The sequence below is a fragment of the Ancylobacter polymorphus genome, assembly GCF_022836935.1.
GTDB lineage: Bacteria > Pseudomonadota > Alphaproteobacteria > Rhizobiales > Xanthobacteraceae > Ancylobacter > Ancylobacter polymorphus_A.
In genome coordinates this window covers 629,631-649,781 of record NZ_CP083239.1, presented here as the reverse complement: position 1 = coordinate 649,781, position 20,151 = coordinate 629,631, and the positions used below count along the sequence as shown (strand labels likewise).

The following is a 20,151-nucleotide window of genomic DNA, read 5'->3' as shown; positions in this document are numbered from 1 at the left end:
CGCCTATGAGGAATAGAAGTCGAGGAAGGGAGCCGACGGAACGGCGCCGCTGAAGACGATCAATGGGTCAGAGCCCGGCGGCCCAAGCTCGATGCTGCCACCCTTGAGGGTGCCCATCTGGATGCTGATAGCGTCGAGCGTGGCGACGTTCAGCGCTTCCGCCGTCACCGTGCCTTCTTTGATGAGCGTGCCGGAGATCGTGACGCTGGTCCCGTCGATGACAAACGGGGTGATCGTCGCTCCGCTCACCGTGTTCTTGACGATGAACTTCTCGGCGTCGAAGGACACCACCGAATAGGCCCCGCCGCCTACCGCGGAATAGGCCGCGATTGTCATCGCCGCCTGCGTGGTGGACAGGCTGTCGCTCACCTTGGCGACGATGTCGTAGGCCGCCAGCGCTCCGGCTGGGGTTACTGCCGTCGTCCAGGAGACGTTCAGGTTCGCGCCGATGTTGTCGACCTGCGCTTGCAAGTCCGTGATCGACTGAGCGATGGCGGAATCGGGCCCAACCGCGACCGTGATCGCCTCGGTGTAGGAGGCCGTCACCCGATCGCTCGTGGCGCGAAGCTGGAAGCGCCATTCCTGCCGATCAAGGAAGGACTGCGCGTCAAGCTCCGCCTGGATCTGGGCTTGCAGTTCCAGCTTTTCGTTCAGGGTCGCGAGCGCCGCGTCGTTCTGCTCGACGATCTTCTCGCGCAGGCCCGCCTTGAAGCTGTCGATGGTGGCCTGGAGATTGTCCGCGCGCACCTCGTCCGCCCCCGGAGCGGCGAGGCTGTAGGACGCCCACGGCCCTTGCTTGCCGGTGGCATTGACCGCGGCGACCTGCAGCGTGAGCGCGAACGGGTCCACCACGGCGGAAAGGATGTTCTCGCGGGTCTCGCCGAGCGCCGTCCAGTTTTCCCCGTCGTCATAGGAGACGCGCGCTACATAGGTGACGGCGCCGGCCGACGGTGCCCACTGAGCTTCCACGCGGCGCGGCACCTCATTGGCGATGATGCGGGCCGTGAGGCCGAAGACCTGCGGGAAGGTCGGCAGCACAAGGCTCGTGCCCGTCGGCAGCGGAGGCGGCGGCGTGCCGTCCTCCACATGCACGCGCTCATCGTCCAGATAGACGCTGATCTGGACCCGGCTTCCCGAAGGAGTGCCGCGCGAGACAACGCCCCGGCGCACCCAACCAGTGCCGAGCCCGAAGGCAAGGCTGGGCAGCGGCGAACCGGGCTCCAGATCAAGCACATTGTCGAGCGTCAGGCTCTGCGCGGCTTCGACAATGCCGAGGTCGGTTCCGTCCAGCACCACCACAGCCGCATTGGCGCCCATGCTGCACTTGATCGGCCCGAAGGATTTAGCGCGCGGCGTCCGCAGCACGACGTAGTGCTGGCCGGTCTCTGCCCAGGTCAGTTTCCGATCAAGATAGAGCGACGTTCCGATCTGCTGGGCGATCTTGGCGCCCTGCCCCCATTCCAGCGGAAGATCGGATTGCAGCAGGATCGGCGTGCCGATCGAGAGCATCCGGCCTTCATATTCGGTCTCGAAGGTCGCGTGCCGGCGCCTATAAAGGTTCTGGCGCAGCAGGAATTCCGCTTCCCGTTGCGCCTGCGCCCGGTTCACCACGCCTTCAAGCTGGAGCCGCGTGGCGTCGGCGATCATCTCTTCCGTGGCGTCTCGCGGGGCCACAGCCTCCTCGATCTGCCAGGTGTCCTCGTTGATGTACTCATGAACGACGCACTGCTGCGCGTCGGACGGCTTCATGATGTACTCAATTTCGAGGGAGCCCCGGACGATCTCGCCATCGGTCAGCATCACCTCGGGAACCGACGCCCACTCATCCCGGAACAGCGAGAGCGTACCGCCGAGCCATTTGTGCTTGGCCCGACAGGCGCCGAGCGCGATGTCGAGGGCATCCGGCACCGGCTGGGTGGACGTGAAGTCGTAGTCGAACGTGTCCCCCCGGCTCGCGGCCAAGGCGTCCAGGTCATAGAACGCCTGGAAGTCCATCCGCGTGTCGGAGAACCTGCCGCCATATTCCGTGTTGGTGGCGATGTCATAGGCTGCCCAGGCCGGCGAGCGCGTCGCCTGCTCCTCCCAAGCGGAGCCAGTCCACACCGGGAGGATTCGCGTCTCGACCACGGCGAGATTGCTGGCGGAATCGCCGGAGAATTGGTCGGTGGCCTTGGCGCGGATCGCGATGGTGCTAACCGGGAAGGATTTCGGCCCGGTGATGAAGGCGCGCAGCCCCGCCCAGATCATGGTGTCGGAGACGTTCGGGTCCGTGCTCTTGAAGATCAGCCGGCGTAGCCGCCCCTCGTAACGGCCAGGGGGAACATCGCCGCCCACGCTAAAGCGAACGGCGGATTTGGACCTGAAAAACTTGGAGAATTCCGAGCCCAGCAGAGACCACGTGCCGTCACCGGTCGGATTCCCGGAACTGTCGACGGGCCGATATTCCGCCCGTGCGCCGACGGGATAGAAGGCGAAATCCCCATTGTCGTTGACCTCGCCAACGCCATTCGGGCAGACAACATCGAACACCAGGCGCGTAGCCGTGGTGCCGGAGGCGTTGGCGATGAACCCGCCCGTCCAGGCGGGGTACTGCAGTTCCTGCCCGTCCACCTCTTCCGAGGTCTCGACATTCACCGGGAAGGCGGTGATTTCCTCGCCCGGGTCATAGAAGTCGATGGTGACGCCGGTGAAATTGGGGTTCAGGCCGTCCTCCGCGGACCAGAGGACCGTGTCGCCAATCAGGATCTGTTCGCGCTCGAACTTGCCCACCCCTTCGGAGAGCAGCAGGTGCACATACTGGTTGTTGCCCTCGAAGGACGACCAGGGAACAGCCGCATAGTCGCAGGTGCGCTTGGTGCGGCCATAGGCGCAGGGGATGGGCTGGAGAGGCTTGGCGGAATTGCTCTGGCGCGCCCACGAATAGATCGGCGTTTCGGCCGCCTGGTCGCCGCCGGCCTTGACCGCCGTGAGGGTGGACAGCAGGAAGCCGCCACCGAGAAGAATGGCGCCGGAGATCACCGCCTTGCCGATGGCGCCAGAGACACCAAGGGCCGTGGCAATTCCGCCCGCTGCATAGGGCGCCAGCGCGGTCAGGGCGATCATCCCCAGCAGGCCCGCGATGCTGCCGCCGTTCATCGAGCCGCCACGGGGGAGCGACTGGAACAGTACGGACATGCCGGCCTTGATGCGGGTCTTGCGCCACTGGGCGCGCAGCACCGGCTCGCCATTCACGACGCAGATCGTCGGCGTGCGGGTCGTGCTCCAGCCGGTGCGGCGCAGGAAGCTGGCGACCGTCTCGCGGGCCTTGGGCATGGCGCGCGCAAGCTCGATCCCCGGCGCTGCGATGTGCAGCACCGGAAGCATGGTCGCAGTGGTCATGCGGTCAGTCCTAGTGGGGAGGCTCGGCAGGCGGCGCGGCTGTCACCGGCTCGAAGAACCGGACCTGATTCCATCCGGCGGCGCGGAGCGTCGGCACCGCCTCGATCTGGACGCCGAAGGTCTCGTCGCAGTGGATCACCCGGCGCTCGAGAGCGAGCCACACGCCGATATGCGCGGCGCGGTGCGCGCGGGCCATGGCGACCAAGGCGCCGTCAGGAGCGGAGATCATGCCAGGCACAGCCGGAGGCGGACATTCGCGCCAGTGGCCGCGCTCGGGGTGCTGGTCGATGGTCTCCATCATCCAGCGCCATGTGAGATCGGCAGGCAGCGCCACGGATGGCAGCGTGCGGCCGAACAGTTCCGCCTGCACCTCAACGGCAAGGTGCCAGCAGGAGCGCTCCCGCGTCCATTTCTGGCCCAGCAGGGAGGTCAGATAGGCGGCGCGGTTCATGGTCAGGAGAAAATCGTGAAAGAGCCGTCCTCGAAGTCGAGACAGATTCGTCCATCGCTGGACACGATCTTACCCACCGTGATCTGCCCCGCCGGGATTGTGCCTTGGTCCACCTCGATTGCCGACGGCCAGACGATATCGAGATCCACCACGGCGCCCTTCACCATAGGGGCCAATACTTCCGAAGGAACAGCCGCCGCCACGGCAGCAGCCGGTGCGCCAAAGCCCAAGGCACGGATCATCGTTCGACGCGAGAGCATCGGCAGTCTCCAGATTGTTGAGGGGTGGGCTACCGAACAAGCCCAGGGAAATCCGCCCGCGTGTAGACCTTGGACGGAAACTTCTTGTCGTAGAGGATGGAACCCTGAGCGGTGCCGGTGATCGTGGTGGCGGTCACCTTCACGCGCTTGATCACGAAGGGCACGGGCCCATAAGCCGGCTCGGTCACGTCCTCGCTCACATACTGGCGGAAGATGGCCACCAGATGCGCGTCGTACTCCATCGCCGCCTCAAGCGCGGCGGTGAAGCCTCGGTCGACATTGTCGATGGTGATTTCGCAGCTGGGCGGCTGGCCTTCCTGATAGGTCGGGAACGCTGCGGAGAAGGCGCCTGGCGAGAACACCACGGTCTCGCCAGGATTGAAGGTCGCCCCAAGCTCGATGCCGAACGACTGCTGGCGCACGTCGTTCACGATGCGCGCCGGCACCTCATTGTCTTCGGCATCCAGGATCGCCGGGTGCTGCAGTTCCAGTGTGTCATAGAGCATTACGCTGGGCGGGCAGGCGGCGTTCGCCTCCTCCCAAGCAGCATTCCAGATGCCGGACATATCAGGTTCTCATGAAAAAGGCCGCCCGGAGGGGCGGCCTTGCGCTGATTGAAGGACGGGCGGAGCCTAGTCGCCCGATCCGGCCACGACGGGCGAGAGCCCCAGCATCTGCGTCGCCGTCATGCCGTCAAGGCCGACGACAGCGACGATGCGGGGGGGGGCTGAGCGCTTAGGCTAGCCGCGTCAGCCCGTTGGCCGCACAGACAGCGTTGAGGTGGTCCGATCCCCACAAGATCGGCATCTCCGGGGCAGACGGGTCCGGGGAGAAATCGGCTATCAGGGCCTCGATGACGGGTCGCAGGACGGCCTCGGGCAGGGCCTCGGGATAGACGCCCTGCCTCGCCGCCGCGATCATATCGATGAAGGCGGGCCACACATCGGCCCGCAGACCTATGTGTGTCGCGTCGGTTTCGTCGCCGGCAGCGAGCGGGATGGTGTAAGATACGGGGCCCCACCCCATCGCCGCGCCGATCTGGTCGCCTGCGTCCTTGAGCGCCATCGGCAGTATAAGCACCGCGCTATGCATTACCATTCCTCCTCGGGGCGAAGCTCGCGGACGGAGATGTTGTCGTAAATTTGCACAGTGCCAGCGCCGCCAGAACTGTCGCCGAGGGAAATCACCGCAGTACTCCCAGACGCCACGAACGTCGTGGCTGCTGTTCCAGTGTAGTTTCCATATGTTGTTACCGTTAGAAGGCTGGCCCCGCCGACCACCGTGCCGATGTTAAAGCGACCGGCTCCTTGCTTTTGCGACCAGTTGACTTCAACTCGATAGGTCTTTCCTGCGACGGTGTTGATGGTCTGGCTGACCCAGCCCGCCCCGTTGTTCGTGACCTCAAGCTGGCCGGATGCGTTGCGGGCGGCAGTAACGTTGGCAGAACTTGGCGTCCAGCCAGAGGCATCAACGTCGAACGTCCCGTTCACCACCAATTCCGGCCCCGGCACTAGCAGACCCTTCGCGCCGCGCTCTTTGTAGTAGTCCAAGAGCCATTTACGCTCGGCAGCGGTCAGTGTCCTGCCGATGACGGTCCAACCTACCACATCACCAACCGCCCGCAGGATGTTTGACACGCCCCCGGTATAGGAGGTCGGGCCAAGCTGGAATGTACTGCCAGCCGCGTAGCTGGCCGGCGCGATGAGCGTGCCGTTTCGCCCCGCGATCACCACGTCGCCTGTCACCGCCTGCGGCAGCACTGTATCGAGCCGATCATCGGACATGTCTAGGCGTGCGAAATAGTAAGACGGGACGCCCTCTTCGGTCATGATGAGACCATTCAAGCTGAACGACTGATACGGGGTCAGTGGTCCATCTTCGATCTGCAATTTCCCGAGATTGATCGAGCCCGTGCCGGGAAGTAGGCGAAGGTTGGCTGATGTGAGTGCCTTGAACGAACAGCGATAGCCGCCAGAAACATGCTCCATCGCTGCGTCTGTCGTGTTGTTGCCGCTGCTTGCCACGCCGGTAACCAGATTGAAACTGGCAGTGATTGCACCTCCTGTAGAGCCAACTCCGATTGAACCTGATGTGCCTGCCGCAGCGAAAAAAGATACGGTCCTGCCCGATGCAATCGGGGCCGACATCTGAAGGATGCTAGCACCAGACGTGCCAGTAAGAGTGGTGCCAAAGCCGACACCATCCCGCACAAGCGTTGCGCCGTTCACCGTGTTAGGAGACGATCCTTCGAGTAGGTCACTACCAAGGTATATGTTCCGCCTGTCCTTCGGCGCGCGCCCAATCAGCGGCCGAAGCGACACCGACGACTGGCGGGCGTGGGTGGCGTGTATCCTGTCCGACACAAGCGCGATTTGCTGCCCCACAATCGTAGCGGGGCTGGTGCCGGCCGCGTCCTGAAAAAGCGACGACAGGTCGAAAGCGTCATACGCGGCGCCCGTTTCGCCGTAGCGGAAGAGGTCCTGTAGCGTCGGGTTGATCGCGACCTTGCCGATATTGGCGTAGGTGAGCGTCGGCATCAGGGAGCCCTCCCGTCGATCTGCACCATCATCACCCACGGGCCGGCGAGCGTGCCGCCGCCCTCGCGATGCAGCGACACCTGATCGCCCTTGGCCAGCACGAGGCCGAGGTCAGTGATGGTCGTGACCCCGGCCCCCAGCGCGATGCCGCTGCGGACGGTGGCGCCGTTCTTGCGCACCGCCAGCGTCACGCCCGTCGCCGCGCCCACCAGCATTTCGGCGCGCAGGTACTGGCACGTCGCGGCGGCGTGATAGTCCCGCGTCACCCACCAGCCGCCGAGGCCGGTATCGACCGTGTCACTCACGACGAGGAGGAGCGGCTCGCCGGGCGCGCCGGGGAGCCCCTGAGCGCCGGCGGGAAGGAAGAAGGCAAGCTTCGGCTCCTCGGGCGTGCTGCCAGGCCCCAGAACCACGTCGGCCGGCTGACCGGGCGCGAGGGTCGTGGTCGGCAGGATCGAGATGTCCGGGGTCCGGCCGACCTCACCGCGCGGGATGCTGAAGCGCAGCTTCGGCTCCTCGGGCGTGCTGTCGGGATCCAGCACCACGTCCGCATCCTGCCCCGCGTCGAGCGTGGCGGTGGAGAGCACCGAGATGTCGGGGGTCAGTCCGACGCCGCCGCGAAAATCGGTCGCCTCGGCGATATCGTCCACCAGCCCGTCGGGGCCGAGATACTGCCCCACAGACGGCTTGTCGCCGCCGCCGCCCGTCCAGTCCGCGACCCGCATGACGACGCTGTCGCCATAGGCCACGGCCGCAAACAGCGGCGCCCAGCCGCGAGGGCCCTGGATGCCGGGGACTTCGACAATACTGAGGCTCGCGGTGAGCATGTGGCCGGCGTGGCCGATCGTGATGTAGCCGGCGCCAATCTTCTTCCTAGCAGTACCCGACACCGAAAACAGGTCAATGGTCGTCTGACGCCCGTCGGGCAGCGCCTCAATCAACTCCGCGCCATAGTGAACGATAATCCCGTCGGGAAGATCAAGGGACAATTCCCCTGTTTCTGTCGACAAAACTACGGGATTTTTGCTCCCACGCGCGCGAACCTCTAGCTCTAGAGTGAGCCCGGTGAAATCATGCCCATTTACTCTGATGGTTGCTGTCAGCCCATCCTCGCCAGGATACATAGGCAGGTAAATTTCATCGGGCATTACGATGGTCTCCTATGCCAGGCGCAAAATTTGGCGAGGCTGTGCTTTTCACTTCTGTTGCGCCGTCATCTATTCAACCGGCACCATGTCGGCCGGGAAGACCCACGCCTCAAACGAGTACATGCGCAGCGAGCCAGAGCGCCCGTCGAAGTTGGGCGCGCCGATCATCTGCATGACGCGCGTGTCGCAGGGCATACCGTCAATCGCCACCGGCATCAGAAACCGCGCCGTGCCGTAATAGAGATCGTCGCGAACGAACGAAGCCCATGTGTTGGCCTGTTCCGCAGTGAACCGGAACGAGAACCGCAGGCGCATCACGTCGTCGCCAGGACGACGGCGGCGGCGGAGGTCGCCTCCTTCCATCTCGGTTTCGATAGGATCACGGAACATCAAGCCGGAGCCGTCACCTTCCATCTGCGCATGCGGAAGGGACAACGGCCATTCGGGATAGATCACGCCGTCTGCCTCCGAAGGCCGAACGTGCGCGCCGCCGCTTGGGCGCCGCGTCCGTTGCTCTGGAACTGGTTCACCATGGCTTCCTCGACCATCCGGTTGATGTCGATCTGGACGCCGGTGGGTGTGCGCTGCGTGGACACGTTGGCGCCGGCATTGTTGTTGATGACGACGCTCATCTGCGGCGCCTTGCCGGCACTCAAATGGTTCGGGAGGATGCGGCCAGAGACGTTCGGGACGAAGGTTTCCGGTCCCTGCTCACCCACCGTATAGGCGCTGCCGGCGCGGACTGGGCCGCCACCAGCGCGCTGCCCGCTTATGGCGCTGATGAAGCTGCCGACAAGGCCCCCTGGGCCGCTGCCAGGCGGGCTAAAGATGGCGTTCAATGCCATATCGAGAAGGCGATCGGCGACGCGGGCCAGGGCATTCTCTAGCGCCTGCGCGGCCGAAACCCCGTTCTGCATGTCGCTGATAAACCCACCGAGCACATCGCGGCCCAGGTCGTTCAGGTCAGCAGCCTGATCTACCAGGAACTGCTGCTCCTCGCGCAGCCGCTCCGCCTCGACAGTTGCCTCGGCATAGGCCGTGGCAAGCTCGGAAATCTTCTGGCGAACCTCGGGCGTGATTTCGATCTTGGCGCGCTCGGCCGCGTTGAGCAGGTCAGCCTCGGCCCGCGCTTTCTCCATGGTGAACCCATAGTCGTTCACCAGCGGGTTGAGGCTCGCCTGCGCCGCCGTCTCGTACTGGATAGCCTGCGTGCGCTCCTGGATCATGCGCGTCATGCGCTGATAAGCGTCGAGCTTTTCAGCTTCGGATTTGGACTTGCCAAGTGCCGGAGGCGGGCGCGTCGTCGCAGGAGACGTAAACCCGAACAGCTTGTCGAACTCAGACGACTGCTGATCGGTGAGGCTTGTGCCCATGCCGCTTCGCAGGCGAAGGAGCGCGATACCCTTTGGGTCCTGCGCAAACGCTTCGGAGAAGCGGCCGGAACCTATCAGCTTTGATTGCACTCCGATCAGCTGGAAAAGCTGCCTAATGTCATTCAGAGCCGTGCTAATGCCACCCAAAACGGTGGTGATGGCAGACAAGGCGCCGGCATCGGCGAGGGTCTTGTAAAGCTCCGTGACGGCGTTATTCAGCCGGTTGATCTCGGACGTGAGGGTGCTTTTGCGGCCCGTATCGTAAAGCTTGTTGAGCTCGTCAATGAGCCGTGGCAGCAACTCCGTTGCCGGCACGACGCCATTTTCGAGCATCTTGCCGAGCTCCTGCTCGGTGACGCCCATGGCCTTGGCGGCGAGGCCAAATGCACCAGGCAGACGCTCGCCAAGCTGGCCGCGAAGCTCTTCCGCACTCACGGTGCCCTTGGAGATCATCTGTTGGACGGCCAGCAACGCGCCTTCGGTGTCGGACGAGCTCTTTCCTAGCGAAGCCATTGCCGCCGCCACGCCCTCGAAGATCCGGCGCGTCTCCTCCCCCTCAAGGGCAGTGCCCTTCGTGGCGGCGAGAAGCGAGGCATAGGCGTTGCCGGTCGATATGAGCTCCAGGCCAAGCCGCTCAGACACCTCCGTCACGTAGGACATCTCGCCTGCAGCCGCCGCGGAGTCGCCCGTGATGGCTTTGAGGCTGGCGCCAAGACTGTCGACGCTCTGGACGGTCTTGAGGAAGTCACCGGCCGCGAAGCCGATGCCGAGGCTGGCAACCAGTGCCCGTCCGGCGTTCGACACCGAGGCCGCGAACACGTCCATGCTGCGTTTTGCGCGCGAGAACTGGTTGTCGACGTTCTTCGCCGTGCGTCCGACATCGCTATCGAGCTTGTCGAGCTGGCGCTTGATGTTCCTCGTGTCTGCACTAATAGTGAGGACAAGAGCTTCAAGATCGGTTGCCATATAGGTCCGCGCACATGAAGTTGAATTTTACCATCGGCGTGGCAGCGATTTTTGTAACGTTCTCGGCCTCAGCCGATGATTTTCAGTACAAAGGCGCGCCATCGTTCACGTACGGCTGCGATATGCGCGGCCATGACGACATGGGAGACCCGATACGGCGTTATTGCTGGCTCAATGTCAGCAACATGAGCGGACCTGGCATGTTGATAGGAAACGCCTACGTTATGTCCCAGGCAAAGATACTTGAGGTTGACGCCTCTGGCATAAAAATAGTCAGGGCACCCAACTGGGAAGGGTGCGACGTTGCTCCGCGTCGAATGGCTGTTGATGGAAAGCGTATTGATGGCTTGCCGAAAGATGAGCAGCTGCGTCGTCTTGCATCTGGATCCATCTATCTCCGCGATGAGCAAGCGCCATGGCCTAATTGCCGGATGGCGCCACGCGGGACGAGGCTCGATGGTTTTCGAGAGGCGCTTGATGCGATGACTGCGGAGTGGAGCGCCTACCGTAGTTAGGCCCTACCCATACAGCCGCTTGAGCTCGGCAAGCCGCTCGCGGCTCGGGGGCTCGATCTTCGGCTTGGTCTTGACGCCATTCGCCTCACACCAGCCCTCGTGAGCCTCGAAAAGCTCGGTGAGTGTCGCCGACCAGAACTGCGTCGGCGACCACCCTAGGTTTCCGAAGGCGAAGCGTTCCCAGAGCCGCCAGGGGAGCTCGTCTCGCCCCCGGCGGCTTCCCCGTTTCCCGCGTCGTCCTTCACGCTGTGAGCAAGCGCCGCGATGAACGCATCACGGCAGGCCGGCAGATCCTTGAGCGTCAGGCGCTTCATCGCCGCACCCACATCGCCCTTCACAGCTAGCGCCTCAACGCCAACAATCACGGCGTTGACCTCCACGTTCGCCATCTTGGCATAGAGCTCGGAAAAGCTCTGGCACCGCAGACGGCTCGACACAGTGGCGAGTCCCTGCATCGTCGCGGCGATGACGAGATCAACACCGCCAACGGTAAGCGGGACTTCTCCCCGCTCGCTGTTGTAGGTCGCCATCAGCTGGCCGCCGTGAAGGCCGGAGACTCGGTCGGCACCCAGGTCGCCGAGAAGGCGAGCGGGTCTTCCATGTCGCCGCTGAACTCGAAGTCCGCCACCATGAACGGTCCCTCGAACGTGCCGTATCCGGGGACGATGATCTGATAGTCGGTAATGGCCTGCGTCCGCGCGTCGTCCGCTACCGACTTGCCGATCTGAGCGTTGTCGAACAGGCCGTCGCCAGTGAAAGAAAGCGTCTGCCGGCCCGGCATCGCGGTGGCGGAAATCGGCGCCGACGGGTTGGTGCAGTCCGGCACGGTGGTGTCAATCTGCGCATTCGAGATCGGCATGGACCGCGTGCGGATGCCGCAGACGAAATCGAAGGTCGACCCGTTGTAGCGCTTGATGACAAGCTCGCGGGCGTTCTGCTGGCTCATAGCAAAAGGCCCTCCTATGGGCCGAAATGTGTGACTCGGATGGAAACGACGCCGTGCAGGCTTGCATTGTCGGCATCAGGGAAAAGGCGGGTGCTCGTGACAGCTGCCATCGCAGCCGATCGCCCGGCCACGGTCAGATTCTGCAGATGCACGGCGTCTCGGATAGCCTGGATGATTTCCTTGGCCGGCTGCTGGCTGCCATAGGCCGTCCAGACGTGCGCCGTGATGGTCTCTTCCAGTCCGTCCCGGCACTGCACGTCAGCCGGAACGCTGTCAGCCTCGCCCATGTCGACATACGGTAGCGCGGCGTCCTGCGGGGCACTGGCGTAGACCGGCACGTCAAGCGCATCTGACAGAAGCGCGTAGAGCGCCTTCTGCAACTCCCACATCATGGGCCTCCACCGGCCGCCACCTTACGGACAGCCTTGTTGATGGCCCGCGTGACGCGCGAGCGGATTCGCTTTCGCATGGCTCTGTAGGTCGGGAAGATGTGCGGCTGGGCAGCTTGGCCGGGGTGAGAAACGCGCGCCGCAGCGACGGTATCGCCTGTCTCATTGCGCCAGAGCAGACGGCTGGCGTTTTTGGCCTTGATGACGTGCGCTCGCGTGCCGTACTCGATGAAACGCCAGATGTAGTTGGCGAAGACGCCCCAGGCGTTTGGATCCTTGGTCTGCTGGATGCCGATTTGAGACTTTCCGGGGCGGCTCGACAGCTTATCGGCTTCAATCGAGGCGGCGTACTCGCCGCTGTCTCGAGGCGCACGCGCCGCGATAGCGCCGGCCAACTCGCGCGCGCCCGTCTCGATCGCCTTGGCGTATTCCTTCTCGGCTTCCGGCACCAGTTTTTGCAGCTTCCGCGTCAGCTTTTCGCGGCCCTCAAACTTGGCCTTCACCATCGCTATTCGGCAACCTCGACACTAAACTCGAGCATGTCGTTCCGCTGGTCAGGGTTGGCGCTGGAGCGGATGTTGTAGGTCACACCATCAACCATCACGCGGTGCTTCTGCGTGATCTGCCGAGCCTCGGTAGACGAGCGTATCCGCAGCACGCCAGCAAAAGCCGACTCCAGCCTGCCGCCCTGCACGCGCTCTCTTGCGCGCTCCGGCGTGAAGCTCGCCCACACCGTCATGATGGGCTGCCATGACCTGCTGAAGCCGCCGGCACCATCCGAAGTTTCGACCAGCGCCTCGAAGCGCGCCCGCTTGTTCAGAGTGCCGGCGCGCATGTCAGATCGTCACGCCAGGGGCAATGATTTCGACCGCGAGCACCGACGTGCTTTTGGCAATGCCGAGCAGGCAGACATTCTCGCCAGAGCCAACGTCAGCGACGGGGCAGATGCCGCCCGCGGTATCGCTGAGATAGTAAGCGGCCCCAAGCGTCAGCGTGGCGCCGATCGTTAGATCGCCCTGCTTGTGGACGACGACGGGCTGATTGGCAGCCGAGCCGGTCAGCGCGATGCCGCGTGCCGTCTTGGCCTCGGCAGTCGCCGAGTTGCTGTCCGCCAGCATCCACTTCTTGGTGGTGGACGATTTGTAGACCGACTTGCCGGCGGTCAGGGCCTCGCCAGCGAATCCAGTCTCGAGCACGGCATTAGAGCCGGGCACGACGTTCGCTGCGGTGATGGTGATGTCGGCCATTTTTGGTTCCAGCTATGAGCGCAGCGCGGCCTAGCCACCTGCGCCCCAATGACGATATGGCGTCAGAAGCGCCTCCACGCCGTATGGAACCGGCGGAAGCACCTTGTCTGAGATAGATTCACGTTCGCGAAACCATCCGCCTATAAGCAGCAAGACAGCGCGAGAAATGGCGGCAGGAACCGCATCGTAACCGGCCGTATATTCGACACGGACAGAACCCGGCTCACCGCTTGGAGTTGGCCAGGCTTTGCCTGCCTGCGGGAGAACGTAGCCACCACCGATAGAGCCGGCTCCGACAACCCTGAAATCAGTGATTTCGACCTCTGCCCCGCCTACCGGCGTATAAAACAGGCCGGTCACAACCTTGATCGGCGGCCTTGGAAGCCAGATCGCTCCCGATGGGGCGCCGTAACTGCCAGAAGCTGGGAAATTATCGAGAGAAATTTCCCAGCTCGTCGCCAAAACGCTTCGGCCAAGCCAAGAATTTTCCCCAGAAATCCAGTCCTGTGCAGCGTCTATCAGGCCCTCAATGTACGTATCTTCATCGTCATAATCGACACGAAGGTGCTTTTTTGCAGTGCTCAGGTCGACAATTTTATCAGTTGAGGCCGTCACAAGGCTCAATGTCATGTGTCGGTCCTCATTGCTCATCCGCGTTTGCGGCGCCGTTCGATCTTCTTGGGCATATCTGGCGCCGCTTCGTGATGTGGCGGCGTGTTCGCAACTGCTGCAAGCAGCCCGGCAGCCACTAACCCAGTCGCCATCGCCCCGAAGTCATCACGCTCGTCACCCTCAGCAAGGTCGACGAGCGTGAGGCCGTCAAACGAACACGGAAACGGCCTCACGACTCGGTATTTCATCAGGCCGGCGGATTGGCTGTCGGACGCGAGCGCGGGTGGCCGAGCAGCGCGATCACAGCCATCGGCGCGTTGCCTGAGTTGGCGGTGACGTCGTCAATCTCGATCGAGACGTAACGTTTGCTGCCCTTGTAGCCAATCTTGCGAGTGGCGCCATCATCAGAAAAGATGAAGCCTGCGGTCGACTCGAGGCCGATCAGGTCGGCATCGGCCACTGCGGTATGGTTGCCCTGCGTAGAGGTGTCGCCCTCCTTCACAGTCACAGTCCACGTCGCATCTGCGTCAGCGAGAGTGCCGGTAGCGATGAGGAAGGTGACGCTTTCATAGCCCTGCGTATCAATCGCGCCGGACACCTGGGCAGTGCCGTCAGCCACGACGACAGGGGCAATCGCCACCTTCGGGGTGACGTTATTGACGAGATCCTTGGAAGCCATCAGGCTATCTCCTTGGTGTGAGGATTGGCGGCCCGGTCAGGCTAGGCCGCCGCTCTGTTGGCTATCAGGACGCGGCGCACTTCAGCTTCCGCACCGCTTCGGCCAGGACAACCTGGCCGCCGAGGCGGCGACGGAAGATGTAGCGAACATTGCCGGAAGTGGCCTGCGTGTACGGATCGCGCAGCATCACCATTGCGATGCGGTCGACCAGCAGGTACGCGCGGCTGAAGTCGCCATAAGCGATCGGATAGGTGCCGGCACCCTCCGACGGCATATCGGGCACCTCAACATACGGATCGCCATCGATGGTGTTCGGCTTCCCGAGGGCGACGCCAGGCATCCAGATGTAATTCTTGTCGGCATCCTTGAGCTTGCGGACAGAGCCCAGAGTGGTCCGATTGAGCGACCACACAGCGTTGCGCGTATAGGCGGTCTTCAGCGCATGCTTGAGGGTAAGCAGACCGTTCGCCTGTCCGTCGGCATCGGCGATGGTGGCAGCCGAGCCAGAGATGGTCTCCGCGAGGCCGGCACTGGCGTCCATAAAGCCCTGAGGCTTGCCGACACCGTTGCCAGCAACCACCGCAGTGCCTTCAGCAAGGGCAAACTGCTCGTTGGCCTCCAGGCTGATCTCCGAGGCGAGATCGAACGCCGAGTCCTCGAGATTCTGCTCGCTGATGTCAATCAGCGCATACAGTTCATGGGTGGGAATTTCCCACATGCCATAGCGCAGACCGTCAGTCTCCGAGCGGGCGCCCTGCTCGGCAACCCACTGTGCGGCGAACTGCGCCGTGCGCTTCGGAATCTGGATGGACTTCGACGCGGTCTGGCGAACGCGAACCATCGAACGAACCGGAGAAATCTCCGTGACGCCCTTGATGATCTCACGCACGTACTCCGCCGGAGCCAGATAGCCGCCGGTGGTGTCATTGCCGACCGACAGAGCCTTGTATTCGTCTTCGACGTCCTTGAGGGCCTTCTGCTCGGCCGCAGTCAGGTTCATTGTGCCGCGGGTGGTGGCGCCGATGACAGCGCGCGCCCACTCATTGACCTTGCCCTTGAGCTCTTCCTTGCGAGCCTCCGGATTGGCGGTCGCGGCAAGCGAAAGCCGGTTCAGCTTTGCTTCCAGGTCGTCGACGTGCTTCTTTTCGTCGTCGAGGGCCTTCTTGGCTTCCAGGAGCTCAGCGGTGCGCTTCTGGTTGTCGGTCTCGAACTTATCCATGGCCGCATTGATGCGGTCGACCTTCTCGGTCAGGACAACGTCCGCAGAACCCTTCTTCTCGATTTCCTTGATGCGGTCATCGTTGGCCTTCTTGAACTCTTCGAAGGCAGACATGACCTGCTCAATGCCGGATTTCTCCGTCATGGCAACTTCCTTATGATTGAGTTGGGGTGTGAGCTCGCCGCTACGCGGCGGTTAGCGCCTTGATGCGCTCCGCCAGCAGCACCAGGCATTCATCCTGCTGCTTGACTTCGGCTGCGCCCTCGCCGGCCGTTTCGTCCTCATCACGAGGCGTCGTGTCCGTCTCCGCTTCGTCTCGAAGCGCACTTTTGAAGACTGCGACAGCTTTTACGCTGTCGGTACGCGACAGCCCGGCATCACGCAGGGCGTCTTCGATGTCGCGTGGGTTGAAGCTCTTGAATCCGGTGACGCGCGATCTGTCGTTTGACGGGTCATCAACCAGCGAAATCTCGAACAGCTTTACAGCTTCAAGAACCCGCTTGGCTTCTCCGGCTCCTGATTTGGCCTTGGTTGCTCGATATCCGATGGACAGACCATCGAGCACTCCGTCTTTCATCAGAGCATGAATGGTCTTGCCGCGGTCGGTATCAAGGCCGGACAGTTTGCCCTCGACGTAGAGGCCGCGATCATCCTCAGCCATCTTGGTCCACTTGCCGATCGGCAGGTCGTCGCCGGTAAAGGGGTTGCCGCCGCTGCCGTGCATCAGCTTCATGGCCGGCAGGCGCCCCTTTTTGGACCACTCGGCCAGGGAGGCTGCGAATGCGCCGGGAGCGATGATGTCGCCATGGCTGTCAACGTTGCCAAAAACGGCGCCGTAGCCCTTAAACTCTCCGGTCGTCCCGTCGACATCGCTTGCGGCGAACTTCACCTCAAGGCGGTTGATTGTCATGCTGTTAAATCCTGCGCGCCAGCGGCGCCATTTTGGCCGACATCGACGGTGCCTGTTGGTGTACCGCCAACATTGCTCGGGATGGGAAGCACAGAAGCTGTTCCGCCCATGGCGTTGAGCTCTTCCTCGTACCGAACCTCATCCTGCGTCATCCACGCAGGAGAACCGCCAGAACCAAGAGCCTTGGAATAGTACTCTGCTCGATCCTTGGTGGCGCCACGCATCAATGAATTCATATAAAACGATGCAAAATATTGCTCGTCCTCTGGGCCATCAAGCAAATCATTGTCGATTGACTGCTCAATACGCACTACCCACGGCATGAGCGTGTGAACGACATGCTGCAAGAAGATTGATTCCGTCGCTGCGCGCGCCGCCATATCGGCCGGATGGCCAACCATCAGCGGCATGACGCGCATGGCGCGACAAAGCTCCTCAATTTGGAACTTTCGAGTGTCCAGATGCTGCGCATCGACGCCGGTCATTGACCTTGGCGCCCACTGCAGGCCGGAATCGATAATGAACGGCTTGTGGCGGTTGCTTCCGCCAATTTGCGCGGCAACCCACGCTTGAAGCTGCTGAAATTTGGCCGGATCGAGCTTCTGATCAGTCGACAAAACGCCGGACATCTGCAGGCCGTTAGCGTGGAGCTCGGCCTGCGTGTTCTCCGTGGCGATTGTCAGCCCGATCGCCTCTCTGGCGCGCCGAACTGCGTCCATACCGCGCCAAGTATCCCACGACGGACCCCTGACATGCCAAATCATGGCTTGCGGGAACGTCGCCGTTGATCCATCCGGCGCGGTTACAGTGTATGTGAGCGAATAGTCATTGTTCCTGGTGACTGTGATGCACCCAGGATCAATGGGGATAAGCTCCTTGACGCGCCCGCGGACCAGGTTTTTGTAGAAAAAGGCATTTCCAGTCAGGGCGAGATGAAAAATCATCGTCTCGCGCATGGCGAACGACGTCTGCCAAGGGTTTGGACGACGATTCAGCACCTTGTAGAGCGGGTGTTCGGTAGCCGGCTTGCTCCCCTTCCCATCAGGGAGCTCCTGCATTACGCGCAGCGGCACCTGCGCAACACCCTCGGCGATGACACGCACGCAAGCCAGAATCGTAGAGACATCAAGAGCGCTATCCCAGCTGACCTCGACGCCTGCCTTCGATTTCCTGGATCCGAAGAATTCGAGCCATGCAGGGTCAAAAGACACTGATTTATGCTCGGATCGGCGCCCGAGCACCCAATCAATGATACCCATCAGGCAATCCCTAAATTTCTGGCACTGCCACTAGGGCACAAGAACCAAAGCGCCGTCGGCTAGTAGCTCTTTGAAGGGTCAAGCACTTCCCAGAAGGAAGCCACCGGCGCCTCGACGACTTCCCGCGCCTTCAGCCCGATTGCCATGGCAGCCGCCACCGCGCCGTCGATGCGGAAACGCGTCTTGGACTTGTCGAGCTTTCGGTTGCCGGACGGGTCAGACACCACAATCGCGTTGGCGAAGCAGAAGCCCAGAAGGGGATTCCCTTCGTGCTTGAGCCGCCGATGAACGACAGACGCCTCAAGCGCTTCAACCGCCGGTGACATGTCGCGGAAGCCCTGCCCCCACGGAATGAGCCGAATTCCGTCCCGCGCCGTGTCTTTGCCCTCGATATAGGCGCTTATGCCAAGGCGCTGGAACTCGCTGAGCAACTGCTCGATGCGCCAGCGGTCGTAAGCAAGGCCGACGACGTTGTATTCGTCCGCTATGTCGCCAATCTGGCGCGCCACGTAGGAGTAATCCACGGCGCGACCAGGCGGCGTTTCCAGCCACCCGTCTGCCGCCCACACGTCATAAGGCGCACGATCTCGGTGGGCATGGTCTTTGACGAACTCTTTTGGCTTCCAGAACCACGCGCCAAGACGCTCCTCGCCATGCTTGGCAGATACGCCTAGAAGCGCTGTAAGGTCATGCACGCCGGACAAGTCCAGCGCGAGATAGATGTCCTCGCCAGGCACCAACTTGTCGCCGGTCTGACACGCCTTCCATTCAGAGCGCGCAATGAGTGGCGTTTGCTGATCAACCCGCTGATTGAGATACAGGTTGCGGAACGCAGCTTCCTTTGACTTCTGGCGCCCCGCCTCATCGGCGAGCGCCGCCAGATCCTCGATTGACCGAAAGTCGCCAAGCGCCGGGTTCGCCGCCTCCCAGGCCGCGCGGTCGAGGATATCAGCCTCGTCGTCGGCGCAATACAGATGCACCAGGATGCGGTCGTCGTTGGCCACTAGCCCGTCGTCAATGAGCTTCGACAGCGGATGCTCTGGATCGGGAGACTGCGTCGAGATGACGAGCCCCAGCGGCTCCTGCCGCGCGCCCTGCGACGTGTTGAGCACGTCGTAAAGCTCGGAATTACGGGACTGCGCAAGCTCGTCGTAGATCCATACCGACGGGTTCAAGCCGTGTTTTGTGCCGGCGTCGGCGGACAAAGCGCGGTAGAACGAGCCGTTCTGCTTGCACACCACCGTCTTGGTCGACGGCACGATGGTCAGGATCTGCGCCAGTTCCTCGTCGGCCTCAACCAGCTGGCGAATGAATTTGAAGACCTGCCCGGCCTGCTCCCGGTCGTTGGCCGCGGAATAGATTTCCCCGTTCAGGATTGCCTCAGGGCCAACCAGATGCGCCAGCGCAATCGCCGCGATGATCGCAGTTTTCCCGTTCTTGCGGGCCACTGACAGGATGGCTCGCCGCACCTTGCGATTGGCGCCCTTGTGCGGCGCATACAGGTCGATGATGAACTGCTTCTGCCAAGGCCGCAGCTTCATCAAGCCGCCTTGCCCCTCGCCGGACGGCACCTTCAGAAGCTCGATGAAGTCGATGACACGCTGCGCACGCGCCAAGCCGGCCTTGGTTACGCCGTCTCCCCGGCGCGCCCATTCGGGCCGTTGAACGGCCATTCGCTATTCCTATTTGCCGCCGATGAGGCCGGCGAACTTGCTTTTTGGCTTTTCCGTTTTGGGCGCCAACGCCGCCCGCGCCTTTGGGTCCAGCCCAAGGCGATCGCCCATGGCCATCATGATCCGTGATGCTTCATTTCGGATCTTGAACCAGGGGTTTGGAACTAGGTTTCCGGTCGCTCCAGGCACAAGAGGCGGCTCGGTCTTCAGTGCCTCGGTGGCGCGCTTATGGTCTGCCCAGGCAACGGCATAGACTGCAATCCCGCCAGCGTCGGTGGCCGCATAGGTCTGCGGCGGCATGGCCGCAACAATCATCTCAAAGCAGTCGCGTGCGTCGCCCTCAAGATAGTTCGGGATGTACACATCGCCGGCTGGGCGTATCGAGGGTGCGCGCTGTTTTCGCTTTCCGGGATTGCCCTTAAGCGCCTGCATTTCTGGCGTTTCGGGGCGCGGACCTCTTGCGCCCATGTCTGATTCCTGCTAGTGTAATTTTAACGTCGTAGAGCGTTGCTCCGACGCAACATGCAGCCCGAAAAATTAATCCCGAAACCTGCGGGATTTATTGCGCGATTGGGCCGCCGGTAGTTAG

General features: G+C 62.5%; 23 protein-coding genes and 1 pseudogene. 1 reads left to right on the top strand and 23 read right to left on the bottom strand.

From position 1 onward, the window contains the following. Window positions 1-3: 3 nt before the first annotated feature. The 9 genes from K9D25_RS03070 to K9D25_RS03030 form a co-directional block, all read right to left on the bottom strand. Window positions 4-3,378 (bottom strand): host specificity factor TipJ family phage tail protein, encoded by a 3,375-nt coding sequence (locus K9D25_RS03070; protein ID WP_244379120.1) that lies wholly within the window; start codon window positions 3,376-3,378, stop codon window positions 4-6. Window positions 3,379-3,388: 10 nt separating this feature from the next. Next, window positions 3,389-3,829: a hypothetical protein gene (locus tag K9D25_RS03065; protein WP_244379118.1), complete on the bottom strand. Its 441-nt coding sequence runs from the start codon at window positions 3,827-3,829 to the stop codon at window positions 3,389-3,391. Window positions 3,830-3,831: 2 nt separating this feature from the next. Beyond that, the gene (locus K9D25_RS03060) at window positions 3,832-4,089 is read right to left on the bottom strand and encodes a hypothetical protein (protein ID WP_244379116.1); all 258 of its coding nucleotides are present in this window, start codon (window positions 4,087-4,089) and stop codon (window positions 3,832-3,834) included. Between the two features lie 29 nt (window positions 4,090-4,118). Further along, on the bottom strand, window positions 4,119-4,655 hold the full coding sequence (locus K9D25_RS03055; protein WP_244379114.1) for a DUF1833 family protein: 537 nt from the start codon (window positions 4,653-4,655) through the stop codon (window positions 4,119-4,121). Window positions 4,656-4,824: 169 nt separating this feature from the next. Further along, on the bottom strand, window positions 4,825-5,181 hold the full coding sequence (locus K9D25_RS03050) for a hypothetical protein (protein WP_244379112.1): 357 nt from the start codon (window positions 5,179-5,181) through the stop codon (window positions 4,825-4,827). Continuing rightward, window positions 5,181-6,626 carry a phage head spike fiber domain-containing protein gene (locus tag K9D25_RS03045; RefSeq protein WP_244379110.1) on the bottom strand — a complete coding sequence of 482 codons (1,446 nt, stop codon included), beginning with the start codon at window positions 6,624-6,626 and terminating at the stop codon, window positions 5,181-5,183. The genes K9D25_RS03050 and K9D25_RS03045 overlap by 1 nt, the downstream gene beginning before the upstream one ends. Further along, window positions 6,626-7,774, bottom strand: coding sequence for a hypothetical protein (locus tag K9D25_RS03040; protein ID WP_244379108.1), 1,149 nt, complete (start codon window positions 7,772-7,774; stop codon window positions 6,626-6,628). Before K9D25_RS03040 ends, K9D25_RS03045 begins: the two co-directional genes overlap by 1 nt. A gap of 69 nt (window positions 7,775-7,843) precedes the next feature. Beyond that, window positions 7,844-8,230: a hypothetical protein gene (locus K9D25_RS03035; protein ID WP_244379102.1), complete on the bottom strand. Its 387-nt coding sequence runs from the start codon at window positions 8,228-8,230 to the stop codon at window positions 7,844-7,846. Continuing rightward, on the bottom strand, window positions 8,227-10,113 hold the full coding sequence (locus K9D25_RS03030; RefSeq protein WP_244379100.1) for a tape measure protein: 1,887 nt from the start codon (window positions 10,111-10,113) through the stop codon (window positions 8,227-8,229). The genes K9D25_RS03035 and K9D25_RS03030 overlap by 4 nt, the downstream gene beginning before the upstream one ends. Before the next feature lie 14 nt (window positions 10,114-10,127). Between K9D25_RS03030 and K9D25_RS03025 the strand changes: the two genes are divergently transcribed. Continuing rightward, window positions 10,128-10,628: a hypothetical protein gene (locus K9D25_RS03025; RefSeq protein WP_244379098.1), complete on the top strand. Its 501-nt coding sequence runs from the start codon at window positions 10,128-10,130 to the stop codon at window positions 10,626-10,628. Between the two features lie 3 nt (window positions 10,629-10,631). Here the strand turns inward: K9D25_RS03025 and K9D25_RS25030 are convergent. The 14 genes and pseudogenes from K9D25_RS25030 to K9D25_RS02960 all read right to left on the bottom strand — a co-directional run. Then, window positions 10,632-10,778: pseudogene (locus K9D25_RS25030) on the bottom strand (phage tail assembly chaperone); the annotation flags it as partial. Between the two features lie 5 nt (window positions 10,779-10,783). Further along, window positions 10,784-11,158: a hypothetical protein gene (locus tag K9D25_RS03020; protein ID WP_244379096.1), complete on the bottom strand. Its 375-nt coding sequence runs from the start codon at window positions 11,156-11,158 to the stop codon at window positions 10,784-10,786. After that, the gene (locus K9D25_RS03015) at window positions 11,158-11,574 is read right to left on the bottom strand and encodes a phage tail tube protein (RefSeq protein WP_244379094.1); all 417 of its coding nucleotides are present in this window, start codon (window positions 11,572-11,574) and stop codon (window positions 11,158-11,160) included. Before K9D25_RS03015 ends, K9D25_RS03020 begins: the two co-directional genes overlap by 1 nt. 14 nt (window positions 11,575-11,588) lie before the next feature. Further along, window positions 11,589-11,963 carry a DUF3168 domain-containing protein gene (locus K9D25_RS03010; RefSeq protein WP_244379093.1) on the bottom strand — a complete coding sequence of 125 codons (375 nt, stop codon included), beginning with the start codon at window positions 11,961-11,963 and terminating at the stop codon, window positions 11,589-11,591. Then, on the bottom strand, window positions 11,963-12,469 hold the full coding sequence (locus K9D25_RS03005) for an HK97-gp10 family putative phage morphogenesis protein (RefSeq protein ID WP_244379091.1): 507 nt from the start codon (window positions 12,467-12,469) through the stop codon (window positions 11,963-11,965). The genes K9D25_RS03010 and K9D25_RS03005 overlap by 1 nt, the downstream gene beginning before the upstream one ends. A 2-nt stretch (window positions 12,470-12,471) precedes the next feature. After that, window positions 12,472-12,798: a phage head closure protein gene (locus tag K9D25_RS03000; RefSeq protein WP_244379089.1), complete on the bottom strand. Its 327-nt coding sequence runs from the start codon at window positions 12,796-12,798 to the stop codon at window positions 12,472-12,474. Window position 12,799: 1 nt separating this feature from the next. Continuing rightward, entirely contained in the window at window positions 12,800-13,210 is a 411-nt protein-coding gene (locus K9D25_RS02995) for a hypothetical protein (protein ID WP_244379087.1), read from the bottom strand. A 30-nt stretch (window positions 13,211-13,240) separates the two neighbouring features. Next, a complete protein-coding gene (locus tag K9D25_RS02990) occupies window positions 13,241-13,840 on the bottom strand; it encodes a head-tail connector protein (protein ID WP_244379085.1) in 600 nt (199 codons plus the stop codon). A 229-nt stretch (window positions 13,841-14,069) separates the two neighbouring features. Beyond that, window positions 14,070-14,501, bottom strand: a complete 432-nt coding sequence (locus K9D25_RS02985) for a hypothetical protein (protein ID WP_244379083.1) — start codon at window positions 14,499-14,501, stop codon at window positions 14,070-14,072. Between the two features lie 64 nt (window positions 14,502-14,565). Beyond that, window positions 14,566-15,864, bottom strand: a complete 1,299-nt coding sequence (locus K9D25_RS02980) for a phage major capsid protein (RefSeq protein WP_244379081.1) — start codon at window positions 15,862-15,864, stop codon at window positions 14,566-14,568. A 40-nt stretch (window positions 15,865-15,904) separates the two neighbouring features. Further along, window positions 15,905-16,630 (bottom strand): HK97 family phage prohead protease, encoded by a 726-nt coding sequence (locus K9D25_RS02975; RefSeq protein WP_244379079.1) that lies wholly within the window; start codon window positions 16,628-16,630, stop codon window positions 15,905-15,907. After that, a complete protein-coding gene (locus K9D25_RS02970; protein WP_244379077.1) occupies window positions 16,627-17,889 on the bottom strand; it encodes a phage portal protein in 1,263 nt (420 codons plus the stop codon). Before K9D25_RS02970 ends, K9D25_RS02975 begins: the two co-directional genes overlap by 4 nt. A 59-nt stretch (window positions 17,890-17,948) precedes the next feature. Continuing rightward, window positions 17,949-19,562 (bottom strand): terminase large subunit, encoded by a 1,614-nt coding sequence (locus tag K9D25_RS02965; RefSeq protein ID WP_244379076.1) that lies wholly within the window; start codon window positions 19,560-19,562, stop codon window positions 17,949-17,951. A gap of 9 nt (window positions 19,563-19,571) precedes the next feature. Continuing rightward, window positions 19,572-20,030: a P27 family phage terminase small subunit gene (locus K9D25_RS02960; protein WP_244379074.1), complete on the bottom strand. Its 459-nt coding sequence runs from the start codon at window positions 20,028-20,030 to the stop codon at window positions 19,572-19,574. Window positions 20,031-20,151: the final 121 nt, after the last annotated feature.